Annotated in this window: 23 protein-coding genes and 1 pseudogene; 11 read left to right on the plus strand and 13 right to left on the minus strand. The window is 47.0% G+C overall.

Annotation, left to right across the window (positions count from 1 at the left end; genetic code table 11):
• Nucleotides 1-41 precede the first annotated feature (41 nt).
• The 9 genes and pseudogenes from P4S53_RS04665 (at nucleotide 42) to P4S53_RS04705 (ending at nucleotide 10,670) form a co-directional block, all read left to right on the plus strand.
• A pseudogene (locus P4S53_RS04665) lies at nucleotides 42-2,065 on the plus strand (alpha-amylase family glycosyl hydrolase).
• 698 nt (nucleotides 2,066-2,763) lie between these two features.
• Nucleotides 2,764-3,114 (plus strand): adenosylmethionine decarboxylase, encoded by a 351-nt coding sequence (speD, locus tag P4S53_RS04670; RefSeq protein ID WP_337111606.1) that lies wholly within the window; start codon nucleotides 2,764-2,766, stop codon nucleotides 3,112-3,114.
• Nucleotides 3,114-4,505 (plus strand): coproporphyrinogen-III oxidase family protein, encoded by a 1,392-nt coding sequence (locus tag P4S53_RS04675; protein WP_337111607.1) that lies wholly within the window; start codon nucleotides 3,114-3,116, stop codon nucleotides 4,503-4,505. Before speD ends, P4S53_RS04675 begins: the two co-directional genes overlap by 1 nt.
• Nucleotides 4,506-4,613: 108 nt before the next feature.
• Nucleotides 4,614-5,258, plus strand: a complete 645-nt coding sequence (locus P4S53_RS04680; protein WP_337111608.1) for an MFS transporter — start codon at nucleotides 4,614-4,616, stop codon at nucleotides 5,256-5,258.
• Nucleotides 5,259-5,281: 23 nt separating this feature from the next.
• Nucleotides 5,282-5,836 (plus strand): MFS transporter, encoded by a 555-nt coding sequence (locus P4S53_RS04685; RefSeq protein ID WP_337111609.1) that lies wholly within the window; start codon nucleotides 5,282-5,284, stop codon nucleotides 5,834-5,836.
• A complete protein-coding gene (gene speC / locus P4S53_RS04690) occupies nucleotides 5,820-7,973 on the plus strand; it encodes an ornithine decarboxylase (RefSeq protein WP_337111610.1) in 2,154 nt (717 codons plus the stop codon). The genes P4S53_RS04685 and speC overlap by 17 nt, the downstream gene beginning before the upstream one ends.
• A gap of 5 nt (nucleotides 7,974-7,978) precedes the next feature.
• Nucleotides 7,979-9,061: a DNA polymerase IV gene (dinB, locus tag P4S53_RS04695; RefSeq protein ID WP_337111611.1), complete on the plus strand. Its 1,083-nt coding sequence runs from the start codon at nucleotides 7,979-7,981 to the stop codon at nucleotides 9,059-9,061.
• Nucleotides 9,062-9,489: 428 nt separating this feature from the next.
• Nucleotides 9,490-9,822, plus strand: coding sequence for a cupredoxin domain-containing protein (locus P4S53_RS04700; RefSeq protein WP_337111612.1), 333 nt, complete (start codon nucleotides 9,490-9,492; stop codon nucleotides 9,820-9,822).
• A gap of 14 nt (nucleotides 9,823-9,836) precedes the next feature.
• Nucleotides 9,837-10,670: an FTR1 family iron permease gene (locus P4S53_RS04705; protein ID WP_337111613.1), complete on the plus strand. Its 834-nt coding sequence runs from the start codon at nucleotides 9,837-9,839 to the stop codon at nucleotides 10,668-10,670.
• Between the two features lie 170 nt (nucleotides 10,671-10,840).
• Here the strand turns inward: P4S53_RS04705 and P4S53_RS04710 are convergent, their stop codons facing one another.
• Nucleotides 10,841-13,480, minus strand: coding sequence for an alpha-amylase family glycosyl hydrolase (locus P4S53_RS04710; protein ID WP_337111614.1), 2,640 nt, complete (start codon nucleotides 13,478-13,480; stop codon nucleotides 10,841-10,843).
• Between the two features lie 880 nt (nucleotides 13,481-14,360).
• Between P4S53_RS04710 and P4S53_RS04715 the strand changes: the two genes are divergently transcribed.
• Entirely contained in the window at nucleotides 14,361-15,005 is a 645-nt protein-coding gene (locus P4S53_RS04715) for a LuxR C-terminal-related transcriptional regulator (protein ID WP_337111615.1), read from the plus strand.
• 248 nt (nucleotides 15,006-15,253) lie between these two features.
• The gene (locus P4S53_RS04720; RefSeq protein ID WP_337111616.1) at nucleotides 15,254-16,774 is read left to right on the plus strand and encodes an MFS transporter; all 1,521 of its coding nucleotides are present in this window, start codon (nucleotides 15,254-15,256) and stop codon (nucleotides 16,772-16,774) included.
• A 503-nt stretch (nucleotides 16,775-17,277) separates the two neighbouring features.
• On the opposite strand, the gene P4S53_RS04725 is transcribed toward P4S53_RS04720, so the two are convergent.
• The 12 genes from P4S53_RS04725 to P4S53_RS04780 all read right to left on the minus strand — a co-directional run bounded on the left by P4S53_RS04725 (nucleotide 17,278) and on the right by P4S53_RS04780 (nucleotide 25,891).
• Nucleotides 17,278-17,592 carry a BON domain-containing protein gene (locus P4S53_RS04725; protein WP_337111617.1) on the minus strand — a complete coding sequence of 105 codons (315 nt, stop codon included), beginning with the start codon at nucleotides 17,590-17,592 and terminating at the stop codon, nucleotides 17,278-17,280.
• Between the two features lie 59 nt (nucleotides 17,593-17,651).
• Nucleotides 17,652-18,542 carry a F0F1 ATP synthase subunit gamma gene (locus P4S53_RS04730; protein ID WP_337111618.1) on the minus strand — a complete coding sequence of 297 codons (891 nt, stop codon included), beginning with the start codon at nucleotides 18,540-18,542 and terminating at the stop codon, nucleotides 17,652-17,654.
• Nucleotides 18,539-20,080 (minus strand): alternate F1F0 ATPase, F1 subunit alpha, encoded by a 1,542-nt coding sequence (locus P4S53_RS04735; protein WP_337111619.1) that lies wholly within the window; start codon nucleotides 20,078-20,080, stop codon nucleotides 18,539-18,541. Before P4S53_RS04735 ends, P4S53_RS04730 begins: the two co-directional genes overlap by 4 nt.
• The gene (locus P4S53_RS04740) at nucleotides 20,070-20,873 is read right to left on the minus strand and encodes a F0F1 ATP synthase subunit B family protein (protein WP_337111620.1); all 804 of its coding nucleotides are present in this window, start codon (nucleotides 20,871-20,873) and stop codon (nucleotides 20,070-20,072) included. Before P4S53_RS04740 ends, P4S53_RS04735 begins: the two co-directional genes overlap by 11 nt.
• 3 nt (nucleotides 20,874-20,876) lie before the next feature.
• Complete coding sequence (locus P4S53_RS04745; protein WP_337111621.1) at nucleotides 20,877-21,158, minus strand: F0F1 ATP synthase subunit C; 282 nt, start codon at nucleotides 21,156-21,158, stop codon at nucleotides 20,877-20,879.
• 44 nt (nucleotides 21,159-21,202) lie between these two features.
• A complete protein-coding gene (locus P4S53_RS04750) occupies nucleotides 21,203-21,871 on the minus strand; it encodes a F0F1 ATP synthase subunit A (protein WP_337111623.1) in 669 nt (222 codons plus the stop codon).
• The gene (locus tag P4S53_RS04755) at nucleotides 21,861-22,160 is read right to left on the minus strand and encodes an ATP synthase subunit I (RefSeq protein WP_337111624.1); all 300 of its coding nucleotides are present in this window, start codon (nucleotides 22,158-22,160) and stop codon (nucleotides 21,861-21,863) included. Before P4S53_RS04755 ends, P4S53_RS04750 begins: the two co-directional genes overlap by 11 nt.
• Nucleotides 22,150-22,485 (minus strand): AtpZ/AtpI family protein, encoded by a 336-nt coding sequence (locus tag P4S53_RS04760; protein WP_337111625.1) that lies wholly within the window; start codon nucleotides 22,483-22,485, stop codon nucleotides 22,150-22,152. Before P4S53_RS04760 ends, P4S53_RS04755 begins: the two co-directional genes overlap by 11 nt.
• Nucleotides 22,478-22,867 carry a F0F1 ATP synthase subunit epsilon gene (locus P4S53_RS04765; protein ID WP_337111626.1) on the minus strand — a complete coding sequence of 130 codons (390 nt, stop codon included), beginning with the start codon at nucleotides 22,865-22,867 and terminating at the stop codon, nucleotides 22,478-22,480. Before P4S53_RS04765 ends, P4S53_RS04760 begins: the two co-directional genes overlap by 8 nt.
• A 111-nt stretch (nucleotides 22,868-22,978) precedes the next feature.
• Nucleotides 22,979-24,289 (minus strand): F0F1 ATP synthase subunit beta, encoded by a 1,311-nt coding sequence (atpD, locus tag P4S53_RS04770; RefSeq protein WP_442958626.1) that lies wholly within the window; start codon nucleotides 24,287-24,289, stop codon nucleotides 22,979-22,981.
• A 423-nt stretch (nucleotides 24,290-24,712) separates the two neighbouring features.
• Nucleotides 24,713-25,291 (minus strand): TerD family protein, encoded by a 579-nt coding sequence (locus tag P4S53_RS04775; protein WP_337112066.1) that lies wholly within the window; start codon nucleotides 25,289-25,291, stop codon nucleotides 24,713-24,715.
• A 24-nt stretch (nucleotides 25,292-25,315) separates the two neighbouring features.
• A complete protein-coding gene (locus P4S53_RS04780) occupies nucleotides 25,316-25,891 on the minus strand; it encodes a TerD family protein (RefSeq protein WP_337111627.1) in 576 nt (191 codons plus the stop codon).
• Nucleotides 25,892-25,896 lie beyond the last annotated feature (5 nt).

Consider the following 25,896-nt stretch of genomic DNA (forward strand, 5'->3'; position numbering starts at 1 on the left):
CAGCGATCAAACATTCAAAAAATAACGACAGGAATTGAAACGTGAACAAAAGGATTGCTCATTCCACACTCTCATTACTGATAGCCGCGGCTCTGGCAGGATGCGGAAGCTCAACCCCATCTGCGGACCAAAACCAAACCATTGCGCCTTATGCCTGCAACACAAACGTTGCCGAGCAAAGTCAACAGCTTCGGATTTACCAGGTCATGGTCGAGAGCTTTGTCGATGGTGACCCGAATCTTGGTCATGGCACCGGCTACGGCACCAGTCATCACCAGGGCGATTTGCAGGGGATTATCGACGCTCTGGATTATATCCAGTCGTTAGGGGTCAATGCGATCTGGCTGACGCCTGTGTTTGCGTCGGTACCCACAGCAGACCAGGATCACTGGGCGGACCGTTTGGATGCAACCGGCTATTATGCGACCGATTATTTTGCGATTGACCCGAAGTTTGGCACCTTAGAGACCGCAAAGACATTGGTCGAGCAGGCCCATGCCCGGGGTTTATTTGTATTCTTTGACGGTGTGTTCGGTCACCACAAAGAGAATGTGGTGCCATCGCCCACCGGAAAGCTGCCCGCGGGCAGCAGCAATCCGGTCAGCTACCCGGAAAGCCTGCCTTTTTATCAGGAAGTGGCGGCTTACTGGATCAAAACACTCAAAATCGATGGCTGGCGACTCGATCAGGCTTATCAGGTGCCTCTGGAGGCGTGGCAGAACATCCGCCAGACGGTCGATGAAGCCTCGCAGTCGGTCACTTATGTCAATCACCTTGGCGAAACAGTTCACCCGCTGGGTTACATGGTGGCTGAAATATGGAATAACGAAAACGTCATCAATCAGACAGGTTATGGCCCGAAAGGCGCACCGGGACTGTGTTCAGCCTTTGATTTTCCGGTCCGCTACCGGTTAGTCGAAACCTTCGCCGTGAATGAAAACGGCAACGGCGGCAAAGGCGGCAGCTGGCTGGCAGAAGGCATGGATTTGCATCACCTGTATCCCGATCATGCCAGACCCAATCTGATGCTGGGCAACCATGATCTCGTCCGCTTTGGTGATTTACTGCAACGGGGCAATATTGCAGAACCCACCGATGATCAATACTGGCAGCGCCATAAAGCCGCCTTATCTTTCCTCGCCGCGTATACCGGCCCTATCACCTTGTATTACGGCGATGAAATTGGCGATCAGGTGGACGATTTTGCCGATAAAGCGCCGGGCGATATCTGCGCCATACAGGGCTTGTGTGATGATCATGTGGCCCGCTCCAGTGGCAAAATTGACGGTGTCAGTGCCACGCTGAATGCGCGCCAGCGCGATCTCAAAGCCTACGTCACAGAGCTGATGACCATGCGGGCGGCGCACCCGGCGTTATATCAAGGCGAGCGCCTCAATATGATGGCCAATGACAAGGTGTATGTGGATCGCAAGCAAAACGATCAGGACGCCGTGGTTTATCTGGTCAGCACCACAAACGATTCGCAACAACTGGCTTTAAATGCGGACACACTGGGATCAGCCGGTGATTTGATTGACTTGCAAAGCGGCGAGCGCTTTCCCTCAGCAGCGGACACTACAGTGTTCCGCTCAATGGCTTTGAAGCACGCTTCCTGCGCATTGCATCCCCGGTACAGCCTGCCGTCGATCTGACGGCCAAAGCCCTGAGCGTGACGGGCACAGGGAGGATGGCAAAGTGTGATAATCCCACTGTGGATGAACAAGGCCCGGTGAGTAAACCGCTGTATGTGGTGGGTGATTTCACTGATTCGGGTTGGAAGCACAAAGCCAACCGGCAGTTTGAATACAAAGGCCAGAACCTGTATCAGGTCGTCAGCAGCGAACAGGCCGGCAGCTTCCGGATGCAGTACGCCAGTCAAGACTGGTCACCCCAGTATACGGCTGAAGGGCTGGAACTCAGGCCGGGTCAGGAAACACCACTCACAGCTGGCAGCTATGGCAAAGACACAGCTGCCATGCTGCCTGAGGCCGGACGCTATGTATGGAGCCTGACCTTCCAGGATAACGGCTTACCCGACGCCGTCATGGTGTCGAAATGTGAGTAAATGAATTAACGGCGAGTGCGGTGCACTCGCCATCATCGGCTCAATCAAAGCATTAAAATAAAAACACATCCGCCTGCAACCCGATGTCTGTTCCAGCATATTTCTGCCTCCAAACATTCTGATAGAATTAAAAATAACCGCTAAAAATATCAATCACTTACTCAATAAAAGAAAATATAAAACATACTTTTTTACATTCATTTACAACCCATAAAAAATGGATTGTTTTATTGTGACTATTCACACATAAAAGATCTTTTCTTCTAGATTAAATTTTTAATTACACGATGATTGCGATCGGGGCGAACAGTTGCATATCTTGATGTTTATCAATATGACAAATTATTTCTCTGTTTAATAACAACACTGTAAATATACGCCCTGAAAATAATAGTATCTATCCGATAATCATTTGTCTTACAGATGATTTCGTAGTGACTCAATTTTTCGATGAGGAATTTATTATGAAAAACGCAAAATCAATGTTCAAAAAACCTGCCACTGAGAATTTCGAATTCAACGGTGTTGCCTGGTAATTCTTGAAAATCTACAAAAGGAAAATGATATGAAAAATGCAAAATCAATGTTTAAGAAACCTGCCACTGAGAATTTTGAATTCAACGGTGTTGCTTGGTAATTAGCATTTAAAACTTAGAGGCTAATCATATTGGTTAGCCTCAAACATCAGGTAAATAAAGATGGACTCCACTGGATATCATTACTTAATTGACATTGTCACATCAAATACAAACATCCTTTGTCAACAAAAAGAGCTGGAAGAATCATTCAGAAAAGTAATTGAGAAATCTCTGTTTACAGAGGTTGGATTTTGCGATAAGAAGTTCTCTGGTGGCGGAGAAGGTATCACTGGTGTTTTTTTACTTTCAGAATCTCATTTGTCTTATCATACATATCCGGAAACAGGCTATATCAGCATTGACTTATATACCTGTGGGCAGGAGCCAAAATCTCCTGATATAGAAAACATCAAAGCGATATTTAAAGATATCAAAAGTGCAAAAATACATCGACTTGAAAGAGGTTTATAATGGAACTTAATCTTATTAACGATCCAGTATATAAGTTTGATGCACAATTCCCTGTTTATAATTTTTTCTTTCCAAGTCAAATCAACATTGATAGTCAATTAGATATAAAAAAAATACTTCCAAATGTGAATGATGGGATTTCTTCGAGAGCATTGTATTTTCATTTTCCATTCTGTGAAACTATTTGCTCTTTCTGCCCCTTTACTCGGGGTATGTATAAAGATAAAGATGAAATATCAAGATATGTGGATTGCATTATTGATGAAATCAAACTAAAAGCCACCATGCTTGATCTGCGTACAGTGCCGATTGAATCCATATTTTTTGGCGGGGGCACGCCCTCTTTGCTGGAATACGAACACATTATGCAGATAGGCGAAGCCATTCATGCCCACTTTGACCTGTCAAAGCTACGAGAGTTTTGCTTTGAGATCGAAGTGAAAAGTATTAATGCACGCAAAGTAGAAGCGCTGAAAGCCATCGGTGTTACCCACCCCAGATTTGGTCTGCAAACCTTTGATCAGGAATGGCGGGAAAACTTTGATTTAACGGCAACGATAGAAGATTTGGAAAATGCTGCCCGTCTCTTAAATGCTAACTTTGATCACGTATCTTTCGATGTACTTTATGGCATGCATGGTCAATCTGTCGAAGCATTAAAAGCAGATTTGGATAAAGCGATAGCACTGGGCACCAAGAATATTGACATATACCCTATCGACAATGTCATGACTCAAGCCAAACTTCACAAAAAAATTGCCCGAAAAGAATATCCGATTACAACGGCAAAAGAAAAATTCCATATGCGTCTTGAAGTTGATCAATATATGCGAAGCCGCGGCTTCATGCCACATAATGGTCATGGATATGTTAAAGCCCATGTGACCGAAGAGACAGTGACTGATGAGTATTCTTTTGTCTACCATGAACATGTATACGGCTACAGCGATAAAGACATACTGGGATTTGGTGTTAATGCCGTTTCTTCGGTGAAAGGACACGTATTTACAAACTGCTCTGGCAGAGAACAATACATTCGCTCTATCCATGAAGGACAGATTCCATGTTCCATTTCCCGCCATCATTCTGTCATGGATCTTGTTAAACCATTGCTGCTTCGATTGACTTATCATGGCCGGGTTGAGAAACGTCATTGTAATCTTGATCGTCTTCCTTTGATTTTCATGCAAAAGTTTGAAGAGCTCATCGAAGCGGGGTTGATTGACCAAGACGACGACTTCTACTTCCTGACTAAACCTGGCTGGAATTGGTATACCAACATGACCTATTACTTAATGCCTGAGTCTGAAAAAGATTATATAGGACAATTTATTTACTCCGAACTTGATAAACCAGGAAAAATGCTGGTCGTCGATGAGATTATGATATAACTCTGCATTTATTTTCTTGGTAAGAAAAATGAATCTTACAATTTAATTTGTTTAGAAAGATGATTTGATTTGTTTAGAAACCTGAATCATCACATCCGGAGAAGTTATATGAAAGAAGTAATCTTTAATCGAAAATTACTTCCCTTGTCGCTTGCCAGTCTCACATCCAAAATTGGCGACTTCGCACATGAGGTTGTCTTCGCGCTGATCACGATTGAGTTATTAGCAGGAGACATATTCTATATAGGGTTAGTCTATTTCCTAAAATTTATTCCCTATCTTTTTTCCGGACCTGTCGGTGGCTGGATTGCTGATGTATTTCCATTCAAGAGAAATATGCTGCTCAGTGATACACTCAGACTGAGTGTAACTTTTGTCATGTTCATCACTTACTACTTTGGCCTATTGAACATAGCCGGACTGGTGATTTGCGCGATGCTGATGACAATAGGACGCAGCCTGTTTCAACCAAGTTTCAGATCCTACCTGCCTTTTGTATTGAGCAAAGAAGAATTGCCGGCAGGAAACAGTCTGTTTCAAATCATCGAAGATTTAGCATCGATTATCGGACCATTGTTATGTGCCTTGATCATTTCTGTTGCCGATAAAAGTTTTGTCTTACTTGCCGATGTCATCACTTATGTCCTGTCTCTGATTCTCCTGCTTTTTCTTAAAAAAATCAGATACACAGGGAGGAGAAGTTCTCATTCACAGCCCTGTTTACTGATACCAGAGAAAGTATTTCGAATTTAAGAAATCATCAAACTGATTTGTTCATGGTGATTATAGGCACGACCGCATGCGTACTCTTTACTGCTGCACTGTTGAAGTATGTACTCCCGGCTATCATTGTTGAACATTACCTGCGTGAAGCGTTAGTTGGGTATGTCTTTTCAGTGATGGCAACGGGGACAGTTCTGGGCGGTATTTTATATCCGAGAATGGTGAAAGACACGACGCCTGAACTGGTGATGAAATCCTGGATGTTATATGGTGCGCTGTTTGTAGTGGTGGCGGTTGCCATTAACATCAATCTGCCGACGCTATTCGCTTCTGTATTCATACTGGGGCTTGTTGGCGCCATTGTGGACATTTCTATTATCACCAATATACAGACCCTGTCCCGCCAGGGAGAACTTGGCAAAAATTACGGCCTCTACTCGACGGTAGCCAACACAGGTGAATCGTTATCAGGCATTGTGGCTGGTGCACTGACCATGCTCGCTGGCGGTTTCTCTTTTATCTGCATGGCTATCTCCATTGTCATTTCAGCCAAATGGGCACTGCTAAAACTCAAAAAAGAAGAAAAAACACATGAACGAACAGTTTAAAATCGCTCTTTGCCGTGAAGCAGAGGTGTTAATCGTTTCAGAAAGAACAAGCATAACGCTCTCAGACATTAAAGAGCATCTTGATGTCGCTGCAATTGTATGCTCAAAAAATGAGAAGCTCACTGAAAGTGCTTTTAAAAATAGGAATAACATTCCCATTTTTTATTTGGCGGATGATGATGAGAAAATGTGTAATGAGCTGATTCCGTTCACTGGTGTGTTTAGCGTAAACGGCTCAGATAAACGCGAGTTCAATCGCCAGCTGGAAATTGCAGCGCAAGCCTATGAAGCATCAGTGCTGCCGCCCTTTCTGAGTACACTGACAGAGTATGTTTCCAGAGGGAACACCACCTTTGCCTGCCCGGGCCATCAAGGGACATCGTTTTACAAAAAGCACCCAGCCGGGCAAAAGTTCGTTGAATTTTTTGGCGAGAATATCTTCCGTGCAGACGTGCCTCATGCTGATCCTATGCTTGGGTATATGTTAAGTCACGAGGGTGTCCCTGGCGATGCGGAGCAATCTGCCGCGAAGGTTTTTAATGCAGACAAAACTTACTTCGTACTGAACGGCACGTCGGCTTCCAACAAGGTTGTCACCAATGCTTTACTCACACCGGGTGATCTGGTGTTATTCGACCGCAATAATCACAAATCGTGTTATCACGGTGCGCTGATGCAAGCAAATGCAACACCTGTGTATCTGGAAACAACGCGAAATGCCTACGGGTTTGTCGGTGGTATCCCAGCGCATTGCCTGACTGAAAATTATCTCAGAGAAAAGGTACGAGCCTGTTCGCCCTCAAAAGCTGACCAAAAACGTCCGTTCCGACTGGCCATTTTTCAGGCCGGCACCTGCGACGGGATTGTCTACAATGCCAGAGACATTATTCGCAAAGTAGGTCATTTGTGTGATTACATTCTGTTTGATTCAGCCTGGCTAGGTTATGAGCAATTTATCACCTTTATGCATCAGTGCTCCCCCTTACTGCAAACGCTTCACGAAAATGACCCCGGGATCATCGTGACGCAGTCTGTCCATAAACAAATGGCCGGATTTTCGCAGGCTTCTCAGATCCATAAGAAAGATCACCATATCAGTGCCCAAGCCCGTTTTTGCAGCGATGACTTGTTTAACCACGCCTTCATGATGCATGCATCAACCAGTCCCTTTTACCCCATATTTGCTTCGTTAGATGTCAACGCAAAAATGCATGCTGACGGCCAGGGTGAAGTGCTTTGGGAGGAATGTGTCCGACTGGGAATAGAAGCCAGAAAAGAGATATTCAGCGCCTGTCATTTGATTCGCCCGTTTGTACCGCCCGTTATCGATGGATTGGACTGGCAAAGCCACAATACCGCCACTATCGCCAATGATCACCGTTTCTTTACGTTTGAGCCGAGCCAAACATGGCATAGTTTCCAGGGGATTGAGACAGGTCAGTATACTCTGGACCCCTGCAAGCTGTTGTTGACTACGCCTGGTATCAACATAGAGAGCATGGAATACGAACAAACCGGGATCCCTGCCACCTTCCTGGCCTATTATCTGAGGGATAACGGCATCGTGCCGGAAAAGTGTGAGTTAAACTCCATTATATTTTTGCTGACTCCCGCATTGACTGCACAAAAAGTCATGCATCTGGTCGCTAAGCTGGTGCAATTCGAAAAACATATTGTTGAGGATCGCGCCTTATCCGTGGTTATTCCATCGGTATACCAGAGCAATGTCGCTCGCTACAGTAACTACACCATCAATCAGCTTTGTCATGAAATGCACTCCCTCTATACCCAGTATGATTTACAGTCTTTACAAAGAGATATGTTCGTTGAGTCGAATTTTCCTCAAGTGGCTGTGTCGCCTTATGAGGCAAATATTCAATTTATCCGGGGCAATGTGGTGTCTGTGCCTTTAGCTGAAGCCGAAGGCCGTGTGGCAGCAGAAGCGGCACTGCCTTATCCTCCCGGAATCGTGTGTATCGCGCCAGGAGAAGTATGGGGGAAAGCTGTGCTGGCATATTTTTTAGTGATTGAAGAACTGATTAATCTTCTGCCAGGATTTGCACCAGATTTTCAGGGGGTCTCTATTCGCCCTGACAATCAGAACAAGCTCCGTCTCTACGCGAATGTATTGAGATAGAAACGATGCACACAGAGAGAGAGCAACACGGAGACAGGAAGTTTATTCATATCGACATGGACTGCTTTTTCGCGGCAATAGAGATGAGGGATAACCCTCATCTCCGTGATGTTCCCATCGCAATCGGCGGCAGTGTTGAGAGCCGCGGGGTGGTTTGCACAGCGAACTATCCTGCGAGGAAATACGGGGTACGCAGTGCCCTGTCGACAGCAAAAGCGCTCAGGCTATGCCCAGACCTGACACTCATCCAGCCACGAATGGCGTTGTACGAATCAGTTTCAGAACAGATGCATGCCATTTTTGCCCGCTATACTCCCTACATTGAGCCCGTGTCGCTGGATGAAGCCTATCTGGATGTCAGTCAGTGCAGTGCATGCAAAGGGTCTGCAACCCTGATCGCCCGGGAGATCCGCAATGCTATCGAAAATGAACTGCAACTCACCGCTTCCGCCGGTGTTGCCCCGGCAAAGTTTCTCGCCAAAATTGCCTCTGACTATCACAAACCTAACGGACAATTCGTCATCGCGCCTCATGAAGTCGATGCCTTTGTCAAAGCCTTGCCGCTGCGCAAAATTCCCGGAATTGGTCCGAAAACAGAGGAACGCTTACAAGCGTTAGGCCTGAAAACCTGCGGCGACGTACAACAATGGGATCTGGCTGAGATCATCAAAGAGTTTGGGAAATTCGGCATCATGATCTGGGACAGGTGCCACGGCCGGGATGACACGGCGCTCTGCGTTGAGCAGCCGAGAAAAACGGTCGGCGTTGAACTCACCTTACCTCAGGATATTCATCAATGGCCTGAATGCGAAGCCATTATCAAACAGCTTTACCCTGAGCTGAAACGCCGGCTGTTCTCTTACAGTCCGCAATACAAAATTTCCCGCCAGGGCGTGAAATATAAATTCAGTGACTTTCACCTCACCACCCACGAACATATGTTCCCCGTCCTGAATCAAACCGATTTGCTGAAAACGGCTAAAAAAGCATGGGATGAACGTCGGGCAAACCGGGGAGTGCGGCTGGTCGGGCTGAATGTTACGCTGCAAGACCCCCAACTTGAACGGCAATTACCGTTATTATGGTAATTAAACATTCGATTGAACACTCAATCATGACTGGCTTACCGATACCTCAAACCGCCTGAGCGATTCACTTACCGCGAGTCATGTATTCTTTCAGCGATTGTCGTAGTACGCCGGATAATCAGCTGAACATTATTTATTTTCGAAATAGTTTACCGGTAACGGCCGACATGATAATTGTCCGGTGACAGGTTAACACCGCCATAAAAATATTAATCATCAACACACGCGGTCCGTTTTATTTATTATGCATCATGTTTACAACAAATAAGATATCTTTGTTTGCAAAAGTAATAGCCTATCAATAAATTCAACCAGTTAAGCGCCTTTGGGTATAAAAGGGAAAGGCTATCATTAATCATTCCCATTTACATTTTTGTGATGCCACATATAATCACCACCAGATAATTTCACATAAGGCTAACAAACAGATGACTAAGTTACTGAAAAACGCTGCACTCGCATCCCTTTTACTGACTTCTTTTGCCACGCTTGCTGATATCCCGACCTATGAATTGGTCATGAAAGATCATCAGTTTCAGCCAGCTGAATTAACCATTCCGGCTGCACAAAAGGTTAAATTGGTTATTAAAAATCAAGATGATAACGCGGAAGAATTTGAAAGCCATGCATTACACGTTGAAAAAATCATTCCCGGTAATAGCCAAGGTTTTGTGATCCTGCGTCCTCTGGAAGAAGGTGAATATAAATTCGTGGGCGAATTCCATGAAGACAAAATGATCGGCCACATCATCGTTAAATAACCGGGATATTTATTGTGAACTCAGGTGCTGCCATTATTGTTTTCAGAGAACTATTTGAAGCCAGTTTAATTGTTTCAATCGTTCTTGGGGTAACCAAACAAATCCCCAACCGAATCCGCTGGGTTGCTGCGGGAATCATCTTTGGCGTTTTGGGCTCCGTATGGGTTGCAGCATCGATGAATTATCTCATCGGTTTATTTGATGGTTTGGGGCAAGACCTCCTCAATACCTCTATTTTAGTATTAGCAGCCCTGATGCTTTCCTGGCACATCATCTGGATGTCCACACACGGAAAAGCACTGGCGAGTAACATTTCTTCAGTCAAACACAAAATAGTGGCAGGTGAACAACCACTGTATGCGCTCACCGTTATTGTTGGCTTGGCGGTGCTGAGAGAAGGAGCGGAAGTCGTACTTTTTCTCAATGGCATGGTCGCATCATCCAACGATGTTTCTGGCATCATTCTGGGCTCATTAACCGGTTTAATTGCAGGCTTAGTCATCAGCTTTATTATGTACAAAGGCATAGTTCATATTCCGGCGAAATATTTCTTCAGTTCGACGACCTGGCTGATTACATTGCTGGCGGCAGGTTTAATCAGCACTGCAGCGGGCATTTTGGAACAGGTTGATTTGATTCCGTCAATCATTCCGGTTGTGTGGGATACAAATGATATTCTGAGCCAAAGCAGCATGCTTGGTCAGGCGCTGCAAACACTGGTTGGCTACAATGCAGCACCAAGCCTGATGCAGCTAATTTGCTATGCATCAACGATTGTCCTTATTACACTGGCCCGAAAACTCGTGGCAGCTCATAGCCAGGTGCAACCTGAGGCAAAAAGCGCTTAACGACTTTTAAAAGAGTGCAGCAGCACTCTTTTTTTATTCTCTTTTATTAAAAGTCGCTTCGATTTGCACGCTGCCAGCAAGATTCAATCAATCAGTACTTTTCAATGCTGAGTCAGTCACCTTGTTGTGTTTCAGAGCAAAGCCTGCCAGCACTGGCAGGCTGCTTTCTCTTAACGCAGGAACTCACCGTCGCTGCCGATTTTCCCGGGACCGTTCAGCACGTAAATCCCGGCACTGTAGCCTTTCACCGGGAAACTGATCGTGCCGTTGAATACCGTCAACTGATGACCTGTAACGGCATCGCGGTAGGTCCCGTTACGCACACCAGTGACCGTCATGGTTTGCGGGTTAGCATTGCTTAATCCCACCACAGCGTAGCTCTCTCCATTGTTATAGTCCCGGATGTAGCTGATACCGGCGCCCCATTCATTCACCTGGCTGGTCGGCGCTTTCTGCAAGGCCGGCACCGCCTTGCGGATCTGGTTCAGGCGTTTGATGTGCTGGTACAGCGGGTGTTGCGAAGTGGTCGCTTTATCATCCAGATAAGGGCCAAAATAGGCGCGCCCTGTCATGTCGATGGTATCTGTGGCACCGGCAATATCTTGTGGCAGCCCTGCCTGGAACATGACTTCCTCCCCGTAATAGAGCGCAGGGATCCCCCGGTTGGTCCACATCAGGTTGTAGACCATTGCCGCATTGCCCATATCGCCGCCATAGCGATACTTGAAGTCATTGTCCGGGCCGACATCATGGTTCTGGAAGAAGGTGACCAGTTTGGTCGCGTCGCCATACACCCAGTCCCAGCCAAGCACGCCTCCGATTCCGCCAAAATTACCGTGCGTGACGTTATCGCGGAACGTCGAGAAGATTGAAAAGTCGAGCACCGAGAAGCCGGAATCGCCGCCTCCGTTCGGATTGGCCGGATCTTGCGTGGTCCGGGTATACCACCAGGGACGAATGACCGCAGAGGCGTTGTCATTATCAAGCTCTGAACCAAAACCGGTTCCTTTGACCAGGTTCTCACCAAAGACAAACAAACCGGGTTTATGGGCTTTCCAGTTGTTGACATACTCCAGCAGCTCATCACGCTCAATGTGCTTCACCGTATCCAGACGAATCGCATCAACCCCCATATCCAGGTACTGACGGATCGCACCATTGATATAGTCTTTGACGTTCTGGTTTTCCGTGGCCAGATCAATACAGTCGCCCGCCATGTGCTTCTTCTGCAACGCTTGCGGATTTTCCCAGTCACCGCCGGACATGAAACCGTCCTGGTGATACCAGGCCGGATCCAGCGTCTGGGCATCAATACCAAAGAAGCGGTTGGGATCATAACCGGCCAGCGGCACAGTCACGCCGGTTTTCGGATCAACCAGCGGGGTGATTCCATCCGGATCTGAGCTGTGACGCTCGCGGAACCAGGCAGGCGCGACACTGTTGTCGTTATCATCCCGGTAAGCCGACTGATAGTCGCCCAGATGACCAAAGTAAGGATCATTGCTGACTTCCCCCTGGCTGCCACCAGCCGGAACGTAGTATTTAACCGGCAGATGATCAATCCAGACATGATCGCGCAAGCCGTACTGGCTAGAGTGGTTAATCACGACATCCTGAATCACTTTCAGGCCTTTGGCATGAGCGGCGTCGATAAAATCCTGATAACTGGCATCAGGGGATTCAAGACGCGGGTCAACCGTATAAAAGTCATAGGCATGATAGCCGTGATAATCCAGACCGGAGCGGTTTTCCACCGGCGGAGTCACCCAGATCGCGGTAAAACCAAGATCCTTGATATAGTCCAGCTGAGCGATCAAGCCTTTAAAGTCGCCGCGCCATTGTGGATCCCCCGGTTTAATCCGGTCACGGTTGTAATAATTGTTGCTGCTGTCACCATCATAAAAACGGGCGGTCAAAAGAAAGTAGATGGTTTCCTCACGAAAATCTCCGCTGGCAGTTTGCTGACCGATAAAATAGCTGAAACTCTGTTCTTGCTGATTGCCCGCAGCATCCATGGCCAGCGTTTTCACCACCAGATCGGCACCCTCACCGAGATCACTGGCCGGTAGTATTTCCCCCTGGTAAAGGCTTGAGCCCGTATTGGGCGAACTGCCGTCTGTGGTGTAGTAGATTTTGGGCGCCGTATCCTGGTTGTCGTTCACCGCCAAAGTCACGGACTGACTGCCGGTATAAAAGCCAGCAGCAGGTGTCGCTGTCACCGCGGGGGGTTCACTGTCGGCCCCTTGAATCAGCTCAGTGGTGATTGCCTTGCTCTGACTGTCGATGCAGATTTTATACTGCTGGTTATCCTCCACCCGATAATCTGCTTGCGGATAAGACTCTGCCCAGTCACCGAACCTGTCGACTTTAAAACGGGGATCATTGTCAGCAAATGTCTGTTCAGTACAAAAAAGCTGGCCATCCTGAGGGATCATTGCGGTGGCAGACCAGTCATTGGGGGTTCCCCGAAAAAACCACTCTTCAGATACGGCTCCGCAGCTCCCGACCGGTTCAGTGGTTATATTTTTACTGTCGACGAAAAAGTTGATGAGATAGCTCTGATTGGCCTCAACCCCAACATCCTGAACGGGATAGCTTTCATTCCAATTGCCATCGCGATCGATTTTAAATCTTGGCCCGCCACTGGCGTCACCGGAAGAGAAACTCTGGCAGGTCTGGTATTGGTTCGCACTGATCACTTCCAGAGGTGTGGCAGCCCACTGATTGGGTGTCCCGCGAAAATACCATTCGGCACTTGCCGGTATGGGGGCGAGCGAGGCTCCCGCGAGAACAAGCAGTAAAAATCTCATCCATTGCATTCCTTTTGCTGTTTGAAAAAGCTGACGGTTCTGAACAATCGCAGCCATGTTTGCGAAGCGGTGACTTCGCGGTATCAGCTTATAAGGAATTGATGAGCACCACCCGAATGCCATCCGGGAATTTCACGAATTGTGAACAGGTAAATACTATGTGTAACAAAGAGATAGGGAGAACATGCACACTTAGTGATCAGAGTTCACAACGGGGTCATCGATGTTGTCCACACAGGTGATCTCACCCTGCCCCTGCGTCGCGAGCGTCTTGTCTTTGCTGTATGACGCAGTGTTGGTGTATTGCGGGTTGATGCTGTTGTCCGTGAATCGATTCCTTCTTCCTGTAAGCCGACACTTGTGATGGTACCTGCCGACTGACCCGGACAGGAGTCACTGCTGCCCGAGATGAGGTTTGCAAAGTGGGGGGGGGGGGTGAGCTGGGTTTAAGTTTTGAGGGATGGGGGATGGGGGATGGGGGATGGGGGATGATAGGAAAATGGGCGGCCAAAATATCTACGCTGAATTGTTTGTTCTCATTACTACCTCTGTGAGAGATTTTTCTGAATGAGATATCCATTCTTGTTGGAGTAAGTCAATGAATACCCATGATCTTATGCTATCGATTTTTCTCCATCAAACACACAGATCATTAATTGGACTCTTGGTATGTTTATTGTTCTCATTTGTGGTTTAGACATCGTTTGATGATAGACCGAACAGCCTACCTATAGATCTATGTCACTATTTGCACATGAAATCATTGGTGTATAGGGAATCTCCCTATTCTATTGATATCAAGGCTGCTGTAGTATCGCTGTCTGTTTCAATAACCAAGAGATTACTTCAGTGAAGAAAATGCTGAAGAAAAGTATAAGCTATGGAAAGCATTGAGTATTTTCTCGAGAACCCGATTATTGACTTTCCTGTCGGTATTCTTTTCGTTAAAGATAAAAATTACAAGCTTGTTGCTTGTAACAGAGCTTACCTTGAGCTTTCTGGAAAATCTGATTTCGATGAAGTTATCGGTAAAAGTGATGATGATATGCCATGGAAAGTATTTTCCAGAGTATATAGAACACATGATAAAGATATTATTGAAGGGAAAAGTTATGACTTGTTTGAGCCAATCATCGACGCAACAGGTGAAAGATTCAACTTATATGTCAGAAAAAACCCCATCTTAGATAAATCAGGTAAAATCGCAGGCATCGTAGCAAACGCCATGATTTTCAACTTTTTTGACGGTTCATCTATTCTAAAAAAATCATCTGGCATTGTACAGAATGTGAGTTGCGGCGTTAAACTAAAGGAGCTCACTTCTAAGGAGAAAGAAGTTTTATTTCTTTTTCTTAACGGGCACAAAAGGAAATTTATATCTGATTCTCTAGAAATATCAAGTAAAACGTTTGATACACATATTTCATTCATTAAAGAGAAGTTAGGTTGCCAATCCAGCAATGAAATCATGATTAAGGGAATAGAACTTGGTCTACATAAAAAGGCACCTGAATCATTGTTATAGTTCAATAAAATCAATCGGAATAAAATGATTCACCTATCTTTCATAACGTCTAACATTTAATAGGTTTCAATCGTCCCCTCATGTAATCATGAAAAAACCATTCACATAAAATATGTGAGTCAGTTATTTATGATAACTAATTTTCAGTCACTTATATGCTTATTTTTATAATCGATACAAACGCTTGACAATTATTTTAATGACCTTGTTTTTAACAACAAGATACAGTATTTAAAGTTGGTGTAAAAATGGTTAAAATTAAAATGTTAAATAAAAAACCAAACCTTGCCTTATTTGGTGTAGGACTAGCGAGCTTTCTTGGCTGTGTTGATTTTACGATAGTGAATACAGCACTTCCAGACATTCAATCAGAGTTTTCCTCTTCATTATCCTCGTTACAGTGGATCATGAACATCTTCGTTATCGCATTATCGTCAATGATGGTAACGATGGGAAGATTGGGAGATATATATAGCCATGAAAAGGTTTTCTACACAGGGGTGATCGTATTTGGACTATCCTCCGTAGCAGCTGCACTATCCCAAAATATCGAAGTATTAATTATAGCCAGGTTAATACAAGGACTTTCCTGTGCAATTCTGTTTACAAATTCCGGAGCGATTATTTCCCATATATTTCCGGTAGAAAAGCAAGGCCATGCACTGGGAATTTTATTTGGAATCAATGGTCTTGGTTTAGCACTTGGCCCTTTTCTTGGCGGCCTGCTTGTCAATTATATGGGTTGGAGATGGATCTTTTATATCAACATCCCCATTATCACAATTTCTGTATTGGCTTGCTTGCTTTCCATTCCTAAAACCGAATACAAGGAAAGTAAAGGTCGCCTGGATATCCCGGGATCTATTCTTGTGACCTTCATTCTTGCTTGTTTGTCAATACTGTTCACTCAAGGTTCAGCATGGGGCTGGCTGTCTACTCATGCAATTTCTCTGGTTGGTTTCGTTACGTTCTTAACCATCATGTTTTTCTTTGTTGAAAAAAGGGCAGAGGATCCAATTGTCAATTTCAAGATCATGAGGAATGCGCAATTTTCATCGTCAGCAATCGCTTCCTTTACACTTGGGGCATTCTATAGCCTGGCATTCTTTCTGATGCCACTTTATCTGGATAACATCAGACATCTGTCTGCATTGGATATCGGCTTCATGTTACTTCCGACGACCGCAGGAGTCGCGATTATTTCGCCTTTTGTTGGTAAGGCAGTAGACAGATTTGGGTGCAAGCCTATTATTGTGCTGGGGCTAGGATTGCTGGCTGTATCGGCAGGGCTGCAATCTCAATTTGTCGCTGATGAAACAACACCCTTCATCCTTCTTTCCTTTCTCTGCATGGGAATTGGCTGGGGATGTGTTTTAAGCCCGTCAATGACAGCAGCCGTCACGTCCGTACCGCAAACATATACAGGTGCCGCCATCGGAAACTTGGGAACAATACAAAATACGGGGGCTTCTGTTGGGCTGGCGATAGGCGTCGCGTTGTTCAATAGCAAGTTTATGGACAATATTTCCTCCGGACTGGGGGTGTCAATTTCGTCAGCAGAGCATTCCGGGGATATAGGCCAGCTCATGGATATGTTGACTCAGCAGCTAAGTACGAAACCAGACATTATTGCTCATATTGTCGTTTCAGGTTTCATGGCGTCTTATTCGAGCGCAATGTTATTGCTGGCTGCAATATGTTCATTGTCAGTCCTGACTTTGCTGATAAAGATGAAAAGCACAACGTCTGATGCCATCGAGGAAAGCTGACAGCCAGAGCTAACGGTCGTATTTAGGAGTTCTCCCGAAAAAGAATCAAAGCCGACAATTCGGCTTTGATTCTGTATGTAGCCATCGCAATCAGCTCCAGGGCATGATGGAGGCTATGGAAAAGATGCGATACATCCACAGCCGTTTATTGCGCAAGGCTCATGTGATTCAGACTGCCAATGATACGTGTCACCCTTCTGCATGCCGATACTGTCGAGGATGACTGCCGACTGGTCCTGACGGTAGTCGGTGCTGTCCACGACCTTGATTTCTGCCGTACCGCCCGAGATTAAGGTGGTGAGTTGGGTTTAGGTGTTTTGAAGTTGACAGCCAAGAGACTGCCGCTAGCTTGGTAGTTCCAGTAATTCAGCAGATTAAATCGGCTGTAAAATGCTCATATTAAAATGTCTGTCCTTGTAGGCCATTGCAATGAAACAAAAAGTAAGCAATGGCTTTTGCTGAGTCAGCAATAATCACAGTGATCGTGATATAGCGAAGATACGCTAATACTTCACACTCAGATTATTATCGACAGATTTCACGCCTGGGACGCCTTTTGCCAAGCTGCCCGCTTTTTGAATACTGGCTTCTGATGCCACAAAACCACTGAGCTGCACCACACCTCTGAAGGTCTCCACACTGATTTCAAGTGACTGAAGTTGGGGATCATTAAATATGGCGGCTTTTACCTTTGTTGTGATTACCGAGTCATCAAAATATTCCCCGGTGCCTTGTCTGCTCGCCGTTGAGCCACAGCCAATCACAAACAGTAATGCCACAATGGTTAAGATCGAAGTAAAATGCTGTAATGTTTTCATAACTCACTCCCGCTGTTGTCACTGACGCACGAATTACTGATTACATCCACACAGATCCATTATGGTCTGTGTGTCGCAGTCCCGTACGATTCAAAACCCGCAATAACATCAAATAATTCTTCATCAATGACACGCTGGCGTAACCGGTGAAAATCCGTGCCCAATGTTTCCAATAGATTCTCAATGTTCTTTTCTGCACGCTGCATGGCTATCAGCCGACAGGCATTTTCACTGGCTAAAGATTCTGCACAGGCACGAAATAAAGACACAAAAATATATTCTTGCACGAAAGCAATAATGGCCGGCTTGCGCCCCTGAATCACTTCCGGAAGGTTTTGAGTCGGCCAGTCTCGCTGAGCAATCTCGCGATACCAGACCTCGTCAAGAGGCAATAAGCGCAGACAATTCGGTTCGAAGGTCGCCCCGGAAACCGGATGATTATGGAATAGATACACCGGGCCAATATCGCCACCTATACGCCGGTTTTCTATTTCTGACCGGATTTGACTGACCATAGCCGTGATTGCGCTCAATGAGTTGGGAAGCTCAAAGCGGGTATCAACGTCCAGATGACAGCTGTCAAGACGGGTCTGAATACGCTCACCCACAGTCCATATCCTTTTCCGGCATGGATGTTCACTAAGCGTCTGAACCGCAAAATCGACTAAGCGCTCGTTAAACTGTCCGACTAAACCCTGATCTGAGCCAAATATCACTGCTGCGACCATATTTGCTTTCTCATGAGTCTGCGGGCTGGCGGCAACCGACTTCTGGCGGAGACCGACGAGCAGAGCAAGCTGCACGGCCCTGTTGTAGTCCTCCAAAGCGCTTACGGCATTCTCATACTCATGAATACTTGATGCCGCTATCGCTTTCATCGTACGTACGATCGCGATCAGGTCAGACGCTGTCGCAATTTTACGGCGTAGGCTAACAGCAGTATTACTCATCTCTTTTCCTCTTGCTCTGGCAGGAAATCCAATAATGCCTGCTTTGCAATATCGGTAATCAATGCCCGATCTGCAGCGCTGAGCGCATCGTCTGAGTCTAATTGCGCAACCAGTTCATCCGGTATCTTTACTGCAGCAGCACAGATGGCAAGTTCTGCTTCTGCCATCTGTGCCAACGGCACGCGATCCAGTAATCCTGCGGTCAATGCCAATAACACGCTCATCTGCATTGGAACAGCAAGCGGCGATAACTCCTGCTGTTTCAGACAAGCCCGGATACGTAAGCCGTGTACGAGTTTCAAACGCGTCGTTTCATCAAGCCGGGCACCAAAGCGGGAAAAGTTTTCAAGTTCTTCGAACTGCGAATATGCCAGCTTCAGATCACCGGCGACAGCCCGATAAGCTGCGCGCTGTGCCTTACCGCCAACACGGGAAACCGATTTACCGACATCGACGGCTGGCAAAACACCTAACTCGAAAAGTGCGGGCGACAAATAAATCTGACCATCAGTGATCGAAATCAGGTTGGTCGGTATATACGCTGAAATATCTTGTGCTTCCGTTTCGATGATCGGCAATGCGGTCAGCGAACCTCCCCCCAGGCTGGGGTTTAGGTGTGTTGCCCGCTCTAACAGGCGAGAATGTATATAAAAGATATCCCCGGGAAAGGCTTCTCGTCCCGGCGGTCGGCGCAGTAACAGAGAAAGCTCCCGATAGGCTCTGGCATGGTGCGTAAGATCGTCATAAACCACTAATACATCCCGGCCCTGAGCCATAAAATACTCAGCGATACTGGTTGCAGCGTATGGTGCAATATAAGCGAGTCCCGGCGGGTCATTCCCTTCTGTCACCACCACGACAGTGTAGGCCAATGCCCCTTTTTCACGCAGCGTCGCAATGACTTTCGCTACCCCAGAAGCGCGCTGACCAATCGCGCAATATACGCAAAGGACGTTTTTGTCGTGTTGGTTCAGGATGGTATCCAGCGCAATCGCGGTCTTGCCGGTTTGCCGATCACCTAAAATTAACTCACGCTGTCCGCGGCCAATGGGGATCAGGGCATCAATCACTTTAATCCCGGTTTGCAAAGGAACAGTCACAGCAGCCCGATCCATGATATGCGGTGCGGGCTGTTCAACCGGTAAACGGACTCCGGTCAGCAGATCACCCTGACGATCAAGGGGTCTGCCGGTCGGATCAATGATCCGGCCAAGCAACCTCTCACCCACAGGCACATCGACCACGTGACCACAGCGCTCAACCGGATCACCCGCCTGAAGCTGCCAGTAGTCACCAAGCAGAACCACACCAATTTCATCTTCATCCACATTAAAGGCGATGCCCTCAATGTCACCGGGAAATTTAAGCACCTCCTCAAAGCCCACTCCTGGCAGACCGGAAACCTTAGCGATGCCTGCGGCAATACTGGCAACCCGCCCGATTTCTCTGGGCGTTAACTGAGGCGAAAAGGTTGCACAGGCTGCGTCAATCGTGGCAAGTGAGGCATCCAAAACACGCTTGAGTGGCTCAGCTCTCATCAGCATTGTCCTGAGTCTGTACCCCCTGTTCAGGTACTGTGGCTTTAATCAGTTCATCGACACTGTGTTCCAGGGCCTTGAGATATTCCTCGATACTCCATGCCACTTTCTGTCCGTCAGTACTCAACTCAATACCACTGACCATTTCCGGCGCCGTTGCGAAACGAATAGCTGACGTCGTGCCGAATATTTTCCTGACCTGGGTTTCAATCAATATTCGGTTTTCTGACGGTAGTTCAAAGGCAGAACGTACCACAATAGGCTCCGCATCTGTTCGCAGGGCGGTCGCCAATTTGCATTGTTCGTCAGTGCTTAACGCTTGCAGGCGGGCCACAAAAGCGAAAGTTATACGCTCCTCAAGCGTCACATCAGCCAGGTCAGCCAACGCTTTACGTGCAATAGCAAAAACCTGTTGTTGCATTCGGCGACCTATTTCTTGCCGCAGCTCTCTGGCTTCAGATTCCAGATTTTCCTGGCGTTTAGCACTGAGTCGCAGGGCTTCTTCACGCGCTTGATCCAGCAGACGCAAACGTTCCTGATTCGCCGCCACTGTCGCCTGGCTGAGCAATCTTGCTCTTTCCTTATCAAAAATCGCCTGCTTTTGCTGAAACGCCTGGCTCACTTTTTCAGCTTGGATCTTCGCTGCATCTGCGTCAGCCAGTTCACTGGCTATGCGCTGCTCTCGTTCGTCGATGGCATTGAGTATCGGACGATACAAAAACCGTTTGAGCAGCCAAACGAGTATCAGGAAATTAATAATCTGAGCGCTGACGGTAAACCAGTCGATGAGCATGCGCTATTTACCTGCCATCTGACCAATAACATAGTTCCAGAATGGATTAGCAAACAGCAGAATCATCGATAGCACAAAGCAATAAATAGCAATTGATTCGATCATAGCAAGACCAACAAACAAGGTGCGGGTAATCGTTGCTGACGCATCAGGTTGCTGCGCCAGAGCACTGAGCGCTGCGGCTACAGCCCGCCCTTCTCCTAACGATGGTCCAATGCTACCGATAGCCATTGTCAGACCAGCTGTAATCATCGAGACGACCGCAATAACTGTTACCGTATCCATAAAGTAGTCCTATTCATGTTTGAGCTTCTGGTTGAGTTTCGGACTTACTGACGCGAACGTGTCGCCGCCGCAATATAAACAGTTACCAGAATGCTGAAAATATATGCCTGAACAATGCCGGTCAGCAGCCCAAGCGCACTCAGAGCGATCGGAAAAAGAAAGGGCGTGAGAGACAGTAGGACGGCAAGAATCATAGTGCCACTCATCATGTTTCCGAAAAGTCGCGCGGCCAGAGCCAAGGTGCGTGAAAATTCACTGATGATATTGAAGGGCAGCATAATCACTGTCGGCTTCAGATAAGCCCCCAGGTAAGCCCTCAAGCCACAATCCGAAATACCGTACATGGGGACGGCGATAAAAACACAGATAGCCAGTGCTGTGGTGGTAGAAAGCGAACCGGTCGGTGGTTCGAAGCCAGGAACTATGGTGAAAAGACTGGCCGAACCAATAAAGAGAAAGAGGGTACCAATAAAACCCAGATACAGACGCGGCCGGGCCAGACCAACTTCGCTAATCTGATTGACGATCCCAATCACTATGATTTCTAACAGGTTCTGCCAGCGACTGCGTTTCAATCCCCGTGACAAACGTCGCGTCACCACATAGGACCCCAGCGTCAACACCGCCATCAGCCCCCAGGTAAAAATGATAGTCGCATTGATTTTAAACAGACCCCATTGCCAGAAAATGATGCTGTCCGGACTAAGGTGCATTATTGCCCTCCTGAATCGCCTCAGTCGAGCGGGTCAGCCGAATGATGGCCCAGCGCGCCAGGCTAAAACCCATTAAAGCCGCCAGCCAGTGCTGCCAGCGGTCACCACAAATCCAATAAAAGCCAGTTAAAACAATCCCGGTACGTACCAGCAGACTACTGAAAAACCACAAAGCCACATAGTCAGAGGCTATCGTCTTCTGAACGGTCAACCACAATCCACCGAAAAAAATGATACCCAGCACAATACCCATGATCAAAGGGGCGACAAACCAGAGATTATTCATCATCGTCAGTTTCCTGTTCACGAATTTCGCGACCTTCTTTGGCCAGCCAGTGCCAGGCATTGGCACAACCAATAACCAAACCGGCCACCAGTAAAGCCAGCGTCCAGGAATGTTCGCTGGGGTATCGGTTATCAAGCCAGATGCCCAGTGCTGTCCCGAGCAGGGTTGGTATCGCTACAGACCAGCCAACCAATCCCATCATGCCGAGACCATTCCAGATGGTTCGCGATACATGCCGCTGAGACTGCCGCTTCCTCGCCGCCTTCGTCCCAATTTTCTGGCTGAAAGCCGTCTTTGTGATTGGCGACTTACCTTTTTTCTCATTCATGATGCAGTGTGAAAAAACGACGGATAAAATCGTCTTCGATTTTCGCTAACACCGAGCGCACACTTTTTTCCTGCTCGTCCAGTGCAAGGAATTCCTGTTCAATTGCATCATGCAGCTCTTCTAACGCCAGCCCACCGATGGCATTTCTCACTGAAACCAACACATCGGTGCCCACTTTAACCAACACACCTTCGTCTACAGCGATATAAACCTCTCCGTCAGATGCGGTTTCATAAATCAAAATGCCCGGCACAAGCGCGGCTGCGCAATCAAGTCTGTTTGGCAACAGTCCAAAAGCGCCACTGTCTGACTCTGCGACAATGCGAAGAACGTGATTCTTCTCTGCAAACACATGATAAGGCAGTAAAATCTTAAGCTGCATGCTCGTCGCTGGCATCGTTTACATCCTTCCGCTTCTTCGCATTGTCAGTAGATTCACCCATAGCGCCAATCATATACAGCGCGCTCTCCGGAGCATCCTGGAATTCATCGTTTAAAATGCGCTCACAACCGTCGAGAGTGTCTTCAAGACTAACCAGCTTGCCTTTAAGGCCGGTAAATTGTTCCGTGGTAAAAAAGGCTGGGTAAGAAAGCGCTCCAACCGGCGGGCCCGACCGACGATTTTGCGGTCATCATTCGACAATTGCTCTAATCCGAGCATTGCAATGATGTCCTTGAGATCGGCATATTGGGCTAACGTTCGACGAATCTCCTGCGCCAATTCATAGTGCCGTTTTCCGATGATATTAGGTGTCGCCATTTTCGAATTCGACTGGAGTACATCAATCGCTGGATACAAGCCTTCGCTGGCCATTTTTCGCGACAACACAATAGATGCAGACAGATGCGAGAAGGTATGCACTGCTGCAGGATCAGTGAAATCATCCGCGGGAACATAAACGGCCTGTATCGAGGTAATGGCGCCTCTGTCAGTATTTGCTATGCGCTCTTCCAGCTGTGCCAGCTCAGTGCCCATCGTCGGCTGATAGCCAAGCCTGGCCGGCATCTGGCCAATTAACCCAGAGACTTCCATCCCAGCCTGGATAAAGCGGTAAATGTTATCGATTAATAGAAGAACATCGCGATGTTCGTCGTCACGGAAATATTCAGCCATGGTCAATGCCGCATGCCCGACTCTGAAGCGGGCACCCGGTGGCTCGTTCATCTGCCCGAATATCATCACCATACTTTCCAGCACACCCGCGGCCTTCATTTCGCGATACAGCTCTTCACCTTCACGGCTGCGTTCACCAATCCCACAGAAGATACTCACACCTTCATGCTGCCCAACCATGTTGTGGATCATTTCAGTCAAAAGCACAGTCTTACCGACACCGGCTCCACCGAACAAGCCCGCTTTTCCGCCTCGTTCCAAAGGGACCAAGACATCGATAATTTTGATCCCGGTTTCAAAAATACTGGATTGTGTTGAACGATGCTCCAACGCAGGAGGGGCACGATGAACGCTGCGCCACTGCACCACCGGAACAGGTAACCGGTCAATAGTATTGCCAAAGACATCAAACATCCGCGATAAAATCGCTTTGCCGACCGGCGCCATCAAAGGGCCGCCACTATCAACAACCTGCATGCCTCGGGCTAATCCCTGCGTGGTGGTCAAAGCGATACCTCGCACACGCTGCGCATCCAACTGGGCTACCACTTCAATCGCAATTTCGTCATCCGCCCCCGTGCGTAACAGAGAATGTATCTGAGGTAACAGGGATTGAAAAAGGACATCGACGACACTGCCTCGAACAGACACGATGACGCCTTTATTGAATGAACTTTCAATATTTTTCATATGCGCCCCTAAGCACCAAGCCGCTCTATGAGTCCTTTTTCATTAATTTTCTAAGTCTAGTTCAGATCGAGACAGTACTTCCCTGCCACTTAAACAAAAAAGCTCAGATTGACTCCCGATGACCCGCCACGGAAAAATACAAAATCTTTCTTCACGACATCGACGAGCAAGGACAAACCAAGCTCATTGCACTTCACATCCTCTGTGACGAGCGCTCCGGTAATATCGGTGTTAACCGCGTCCTTGAAACCTGCCGCGTTCCCCAAGGCTAAGGTGGTGGCCGGGATTAAGTGTTTGAGGGAAAGGGTAAATTGGCAGTCTGCAGACCACCGCTATCGTGTATGTCTTTGTCCCTTTTATTTTCTCTCAATACAAAAAAGCCATGAACTATCATCATGGCTTTCAAAGAGAAATCAGCTGTCATTACAGTGATGAACAAATCGTTGGAAGCATATCATTCACATTTGTGCCATGAACAGGCTGGCCTTTCGCTGAGAAATGCCATTCATTATTCTGACGAGATAACAATGCAATATAGATTCCGGTGTGATTCCCTTGCTCTGACAGGGTGAAACGACATAGTTCTGCCTGCGTTTGGTCCATCACTCGGCAATACGCCTGTTCGACTTTATTGAATGACTGACCGCGAAAGCTATTTACTGTCAGGGCCATATAGCTCACATTTTTCGGCAGCTTTTCCAGATTGATTTTAATCTGCTCATCGTCGCCATCGCCTTCACCGGTACGGTTATCACCCTGATGCTGAACGCTTTTACATTTTGACTTCAGTTTCTGGAAAAAAACCTTATCCAAGACCTCCCCTGTTTCGCTTAACAGCACACAAGAGGCATCAAGATCAATATCGCTCGCGCCGAAAATGGCACCAAAAAAACCTGTGGGTTTCACCGGGTTCCAACCCAAACCAAGGGTCAGTTTTTTCAATTCAACTGACGCACTCTTAGTCAGAGATATGGTGCTGTTTTTTTCTAGGTTAATCGCCATCACTACTTCTTCCAGGTCCGAGAATTATTGGTAACCGTTGACAAAATCAACCAGACCCAGCTGATAGCCGGCACCCACTGCTTTGAAATTCCACTGACCGTTTTCTTTAAACAGAGAACCGAATTGCACCGAAGTTTCACTGTGGAAATCATTACCCAGGTTGAACTGTGCAATCAGCTGGCCCGAGTCTTCGTTGTACAGCTTGATATAACTGTTTTTCACCAGTCCGAAATTATGATTACGGGCTGGGGCATCGTGAATTGTCACAATCAGCGAAATCTCATCGGCGTCCGGAGACATACTGGTCAGGTTGATTTTGATGCTCTCGTCATCACCTTCACCGTTACCGGTACGGTTATCACCGGTGTGAACAACCGCGCCCTGTGGACACTTCAGGTTGTTATAAAAAATAAAGTGACCATCAGACAGCAGTTTTGGCTCGCCCTGCGCATTGTGACGACAGACAAAAGCAGATGCGTCGATATCAAACGGTGAGGTATGGGTCACCGGATCCCACCCCAGACCCAGACGAAGATTGACCAGACCCGGCTCTGTTTTTTGCAGGTTGATGGAGTTGCCTTTTTCTAGATTAATAGCCATAACGT

Origin of the sequence: Photobacterium sp. Hal280 (assembly GCF_037162255.1) — a bacterium.
Classification (GTDB): Bacteria; Pseudomonadota; Gammaproteobacteria; order Enterobacterales; family Vibrionaceae; genus Photobacterium.

Bases quoted from the DNA above. Each gene is read 5' to 3' on its own strand.
- speD (WP_337111606.1), top strand. From the start codon at position 2,764: ATGGACTCCACTGGATATCATTACTTAATTGACATTGTCACATCAAAT.
- P4S53_RS04675 (WP_337111607.1), top strand. From the start codon at position 3,114: ATGGAACTTAATCTTATTAACGATCCAGTATATAAGTTTGATGCACAA.
- P4S53_RS04680 (WP_337111608.1), top strand. From the start codon at position 4,614: ATGAAAGAAGTAATCTTTAATCGAAAATTACTTCCCTTGTCGCTTGCC.
- P4S53_RS04685 (WP_337111609.1), top strand. From the start codon at position 5,282: ATGGTGATTATAGGCACGACCGCATGCGTACTCTTTACTGCTGCACTG.
- speC (WP_337111610.1), top strand. From the start codon at position 5,820: ATGAACGAACAGTTTAAAATCGCTCTTTGCCGTGAAGCAGAGGTGTTA.
- dinB (WP_337111611.1), top strand. From the start codon at position 7,979: ATGCACACAGAGAGAGAGCAACACGGAGACAGGAAGTTTATTCATATC.
- P4S53_RS04700 (WP_337111612.1), top strand. From the start codon at position 9,490: ATGACTAAGTTACTGAAAAACGCTGCACTCGCATCCCTTTTACTGACT.
- P4S53_RS04710 (WP_337111614.1), bottom strand. From the start codon at position 13,480: ATGAGATTTTTACTGCTTGTTCTCGCGGGAGCCTCGCTCGCCCCCATA.
- P4S53_RS04715 (WP_337111615.1), top strand. From the start codon at position 14,361: ATGGAAAGCATTGAGTATTTTCTCGAGAACCCGATTATTGACTTTCCT.
- P4S53_RS04720 (WP_337111616.1), top strand. From the start codon at position 15,254: ATGGTTAAAATTAAAATGTTAAATAAAAAACCAAACCTTGCCTTATTT.
- P4S53_RS04725 (WP_337111617.1), bottom strand. From the start codon at position 17,592: ATGAAAACATTACAGCATTTTACTTCGATCTTAACCATTGTGGCATTA.
- P4S53_RS04730 (WP_337111618.1), bottom strand. From the start codon at position 18,542: ATGAGTAATACTGCTGTTAGCCTACGCCGTAAAATTGCGACAGCGTCT.
- P4S53_RS04735 (WP_337111619.1), bottom strand. From the start codon at position 20,080: ATGAGAGCTGAGCCACTCAAGCGTGTTTTGGATGCCTCACTTGCCACG.
- P4S53_RS04740 (WP_337111620.1), bottom strand. From the start codon at position 20,873: ATGCTCATCGACTGGTTTACCGTCAGCGCTCAGATTATTAATTTCCTG.
- P4S53_RS04745 (WP_337111621.1), bottom strand. From the start codon at position 21,158: ATGGATACGGTAACAGTTATTGCGGTCGTCTCGATGATTACAGCTGGT.
- P4S53_RS04750 (WP_337111623.1), bottom strand. From the start codon at position 21,871: ATGCACCTTAGTCCGGACAGCATCATTTTCTGGCAATGGGGTCTGTTT.
- P4S53_RS04755 (WP_337111624.1), bottom strand. From the start codon at position 22,160: ATGATGAATAATCTCTGGTTTGTCGCCCCTTTGATCATGGGTATTGTG.
- P4S53_RS04760 (WP_337111625.1), bottom strand. From the start codon at position 22,485: ATGAATGAGAAAAAAGGTAAGTCGCCAATCACAAAGACGGCTTTCAGC.
- P4S53_RS04765 (WP_337111626.1), bottom strand. From the start codon at position 22,867: ATGCAGCTTAAGATTTTACTGCCTTATCATGTGTTTGCAGAGAAGAAT.
- atpD (WP_442958626.1), bottom strand. From the start codon at position 24,289: ATGAAAAATATTGAAAGTTCATTCAATAAAGGCGTCATCGTGTCTGTT.
- P4S53_RS04775 (WP_337112066.1), bottom strand. From the start codon at position 25,291: ATGGCGATTAACCTAGAAAAAAACAGCACCATATCTCTGACTAAGAGT.
- P4S53_RS04780 (WP_337111627.1), bottom strand. From the start codon at position 25,891: ATGGCTATTAATCTAGAAAAAGGCAACTCCATCAACCTGCAAAAAACA.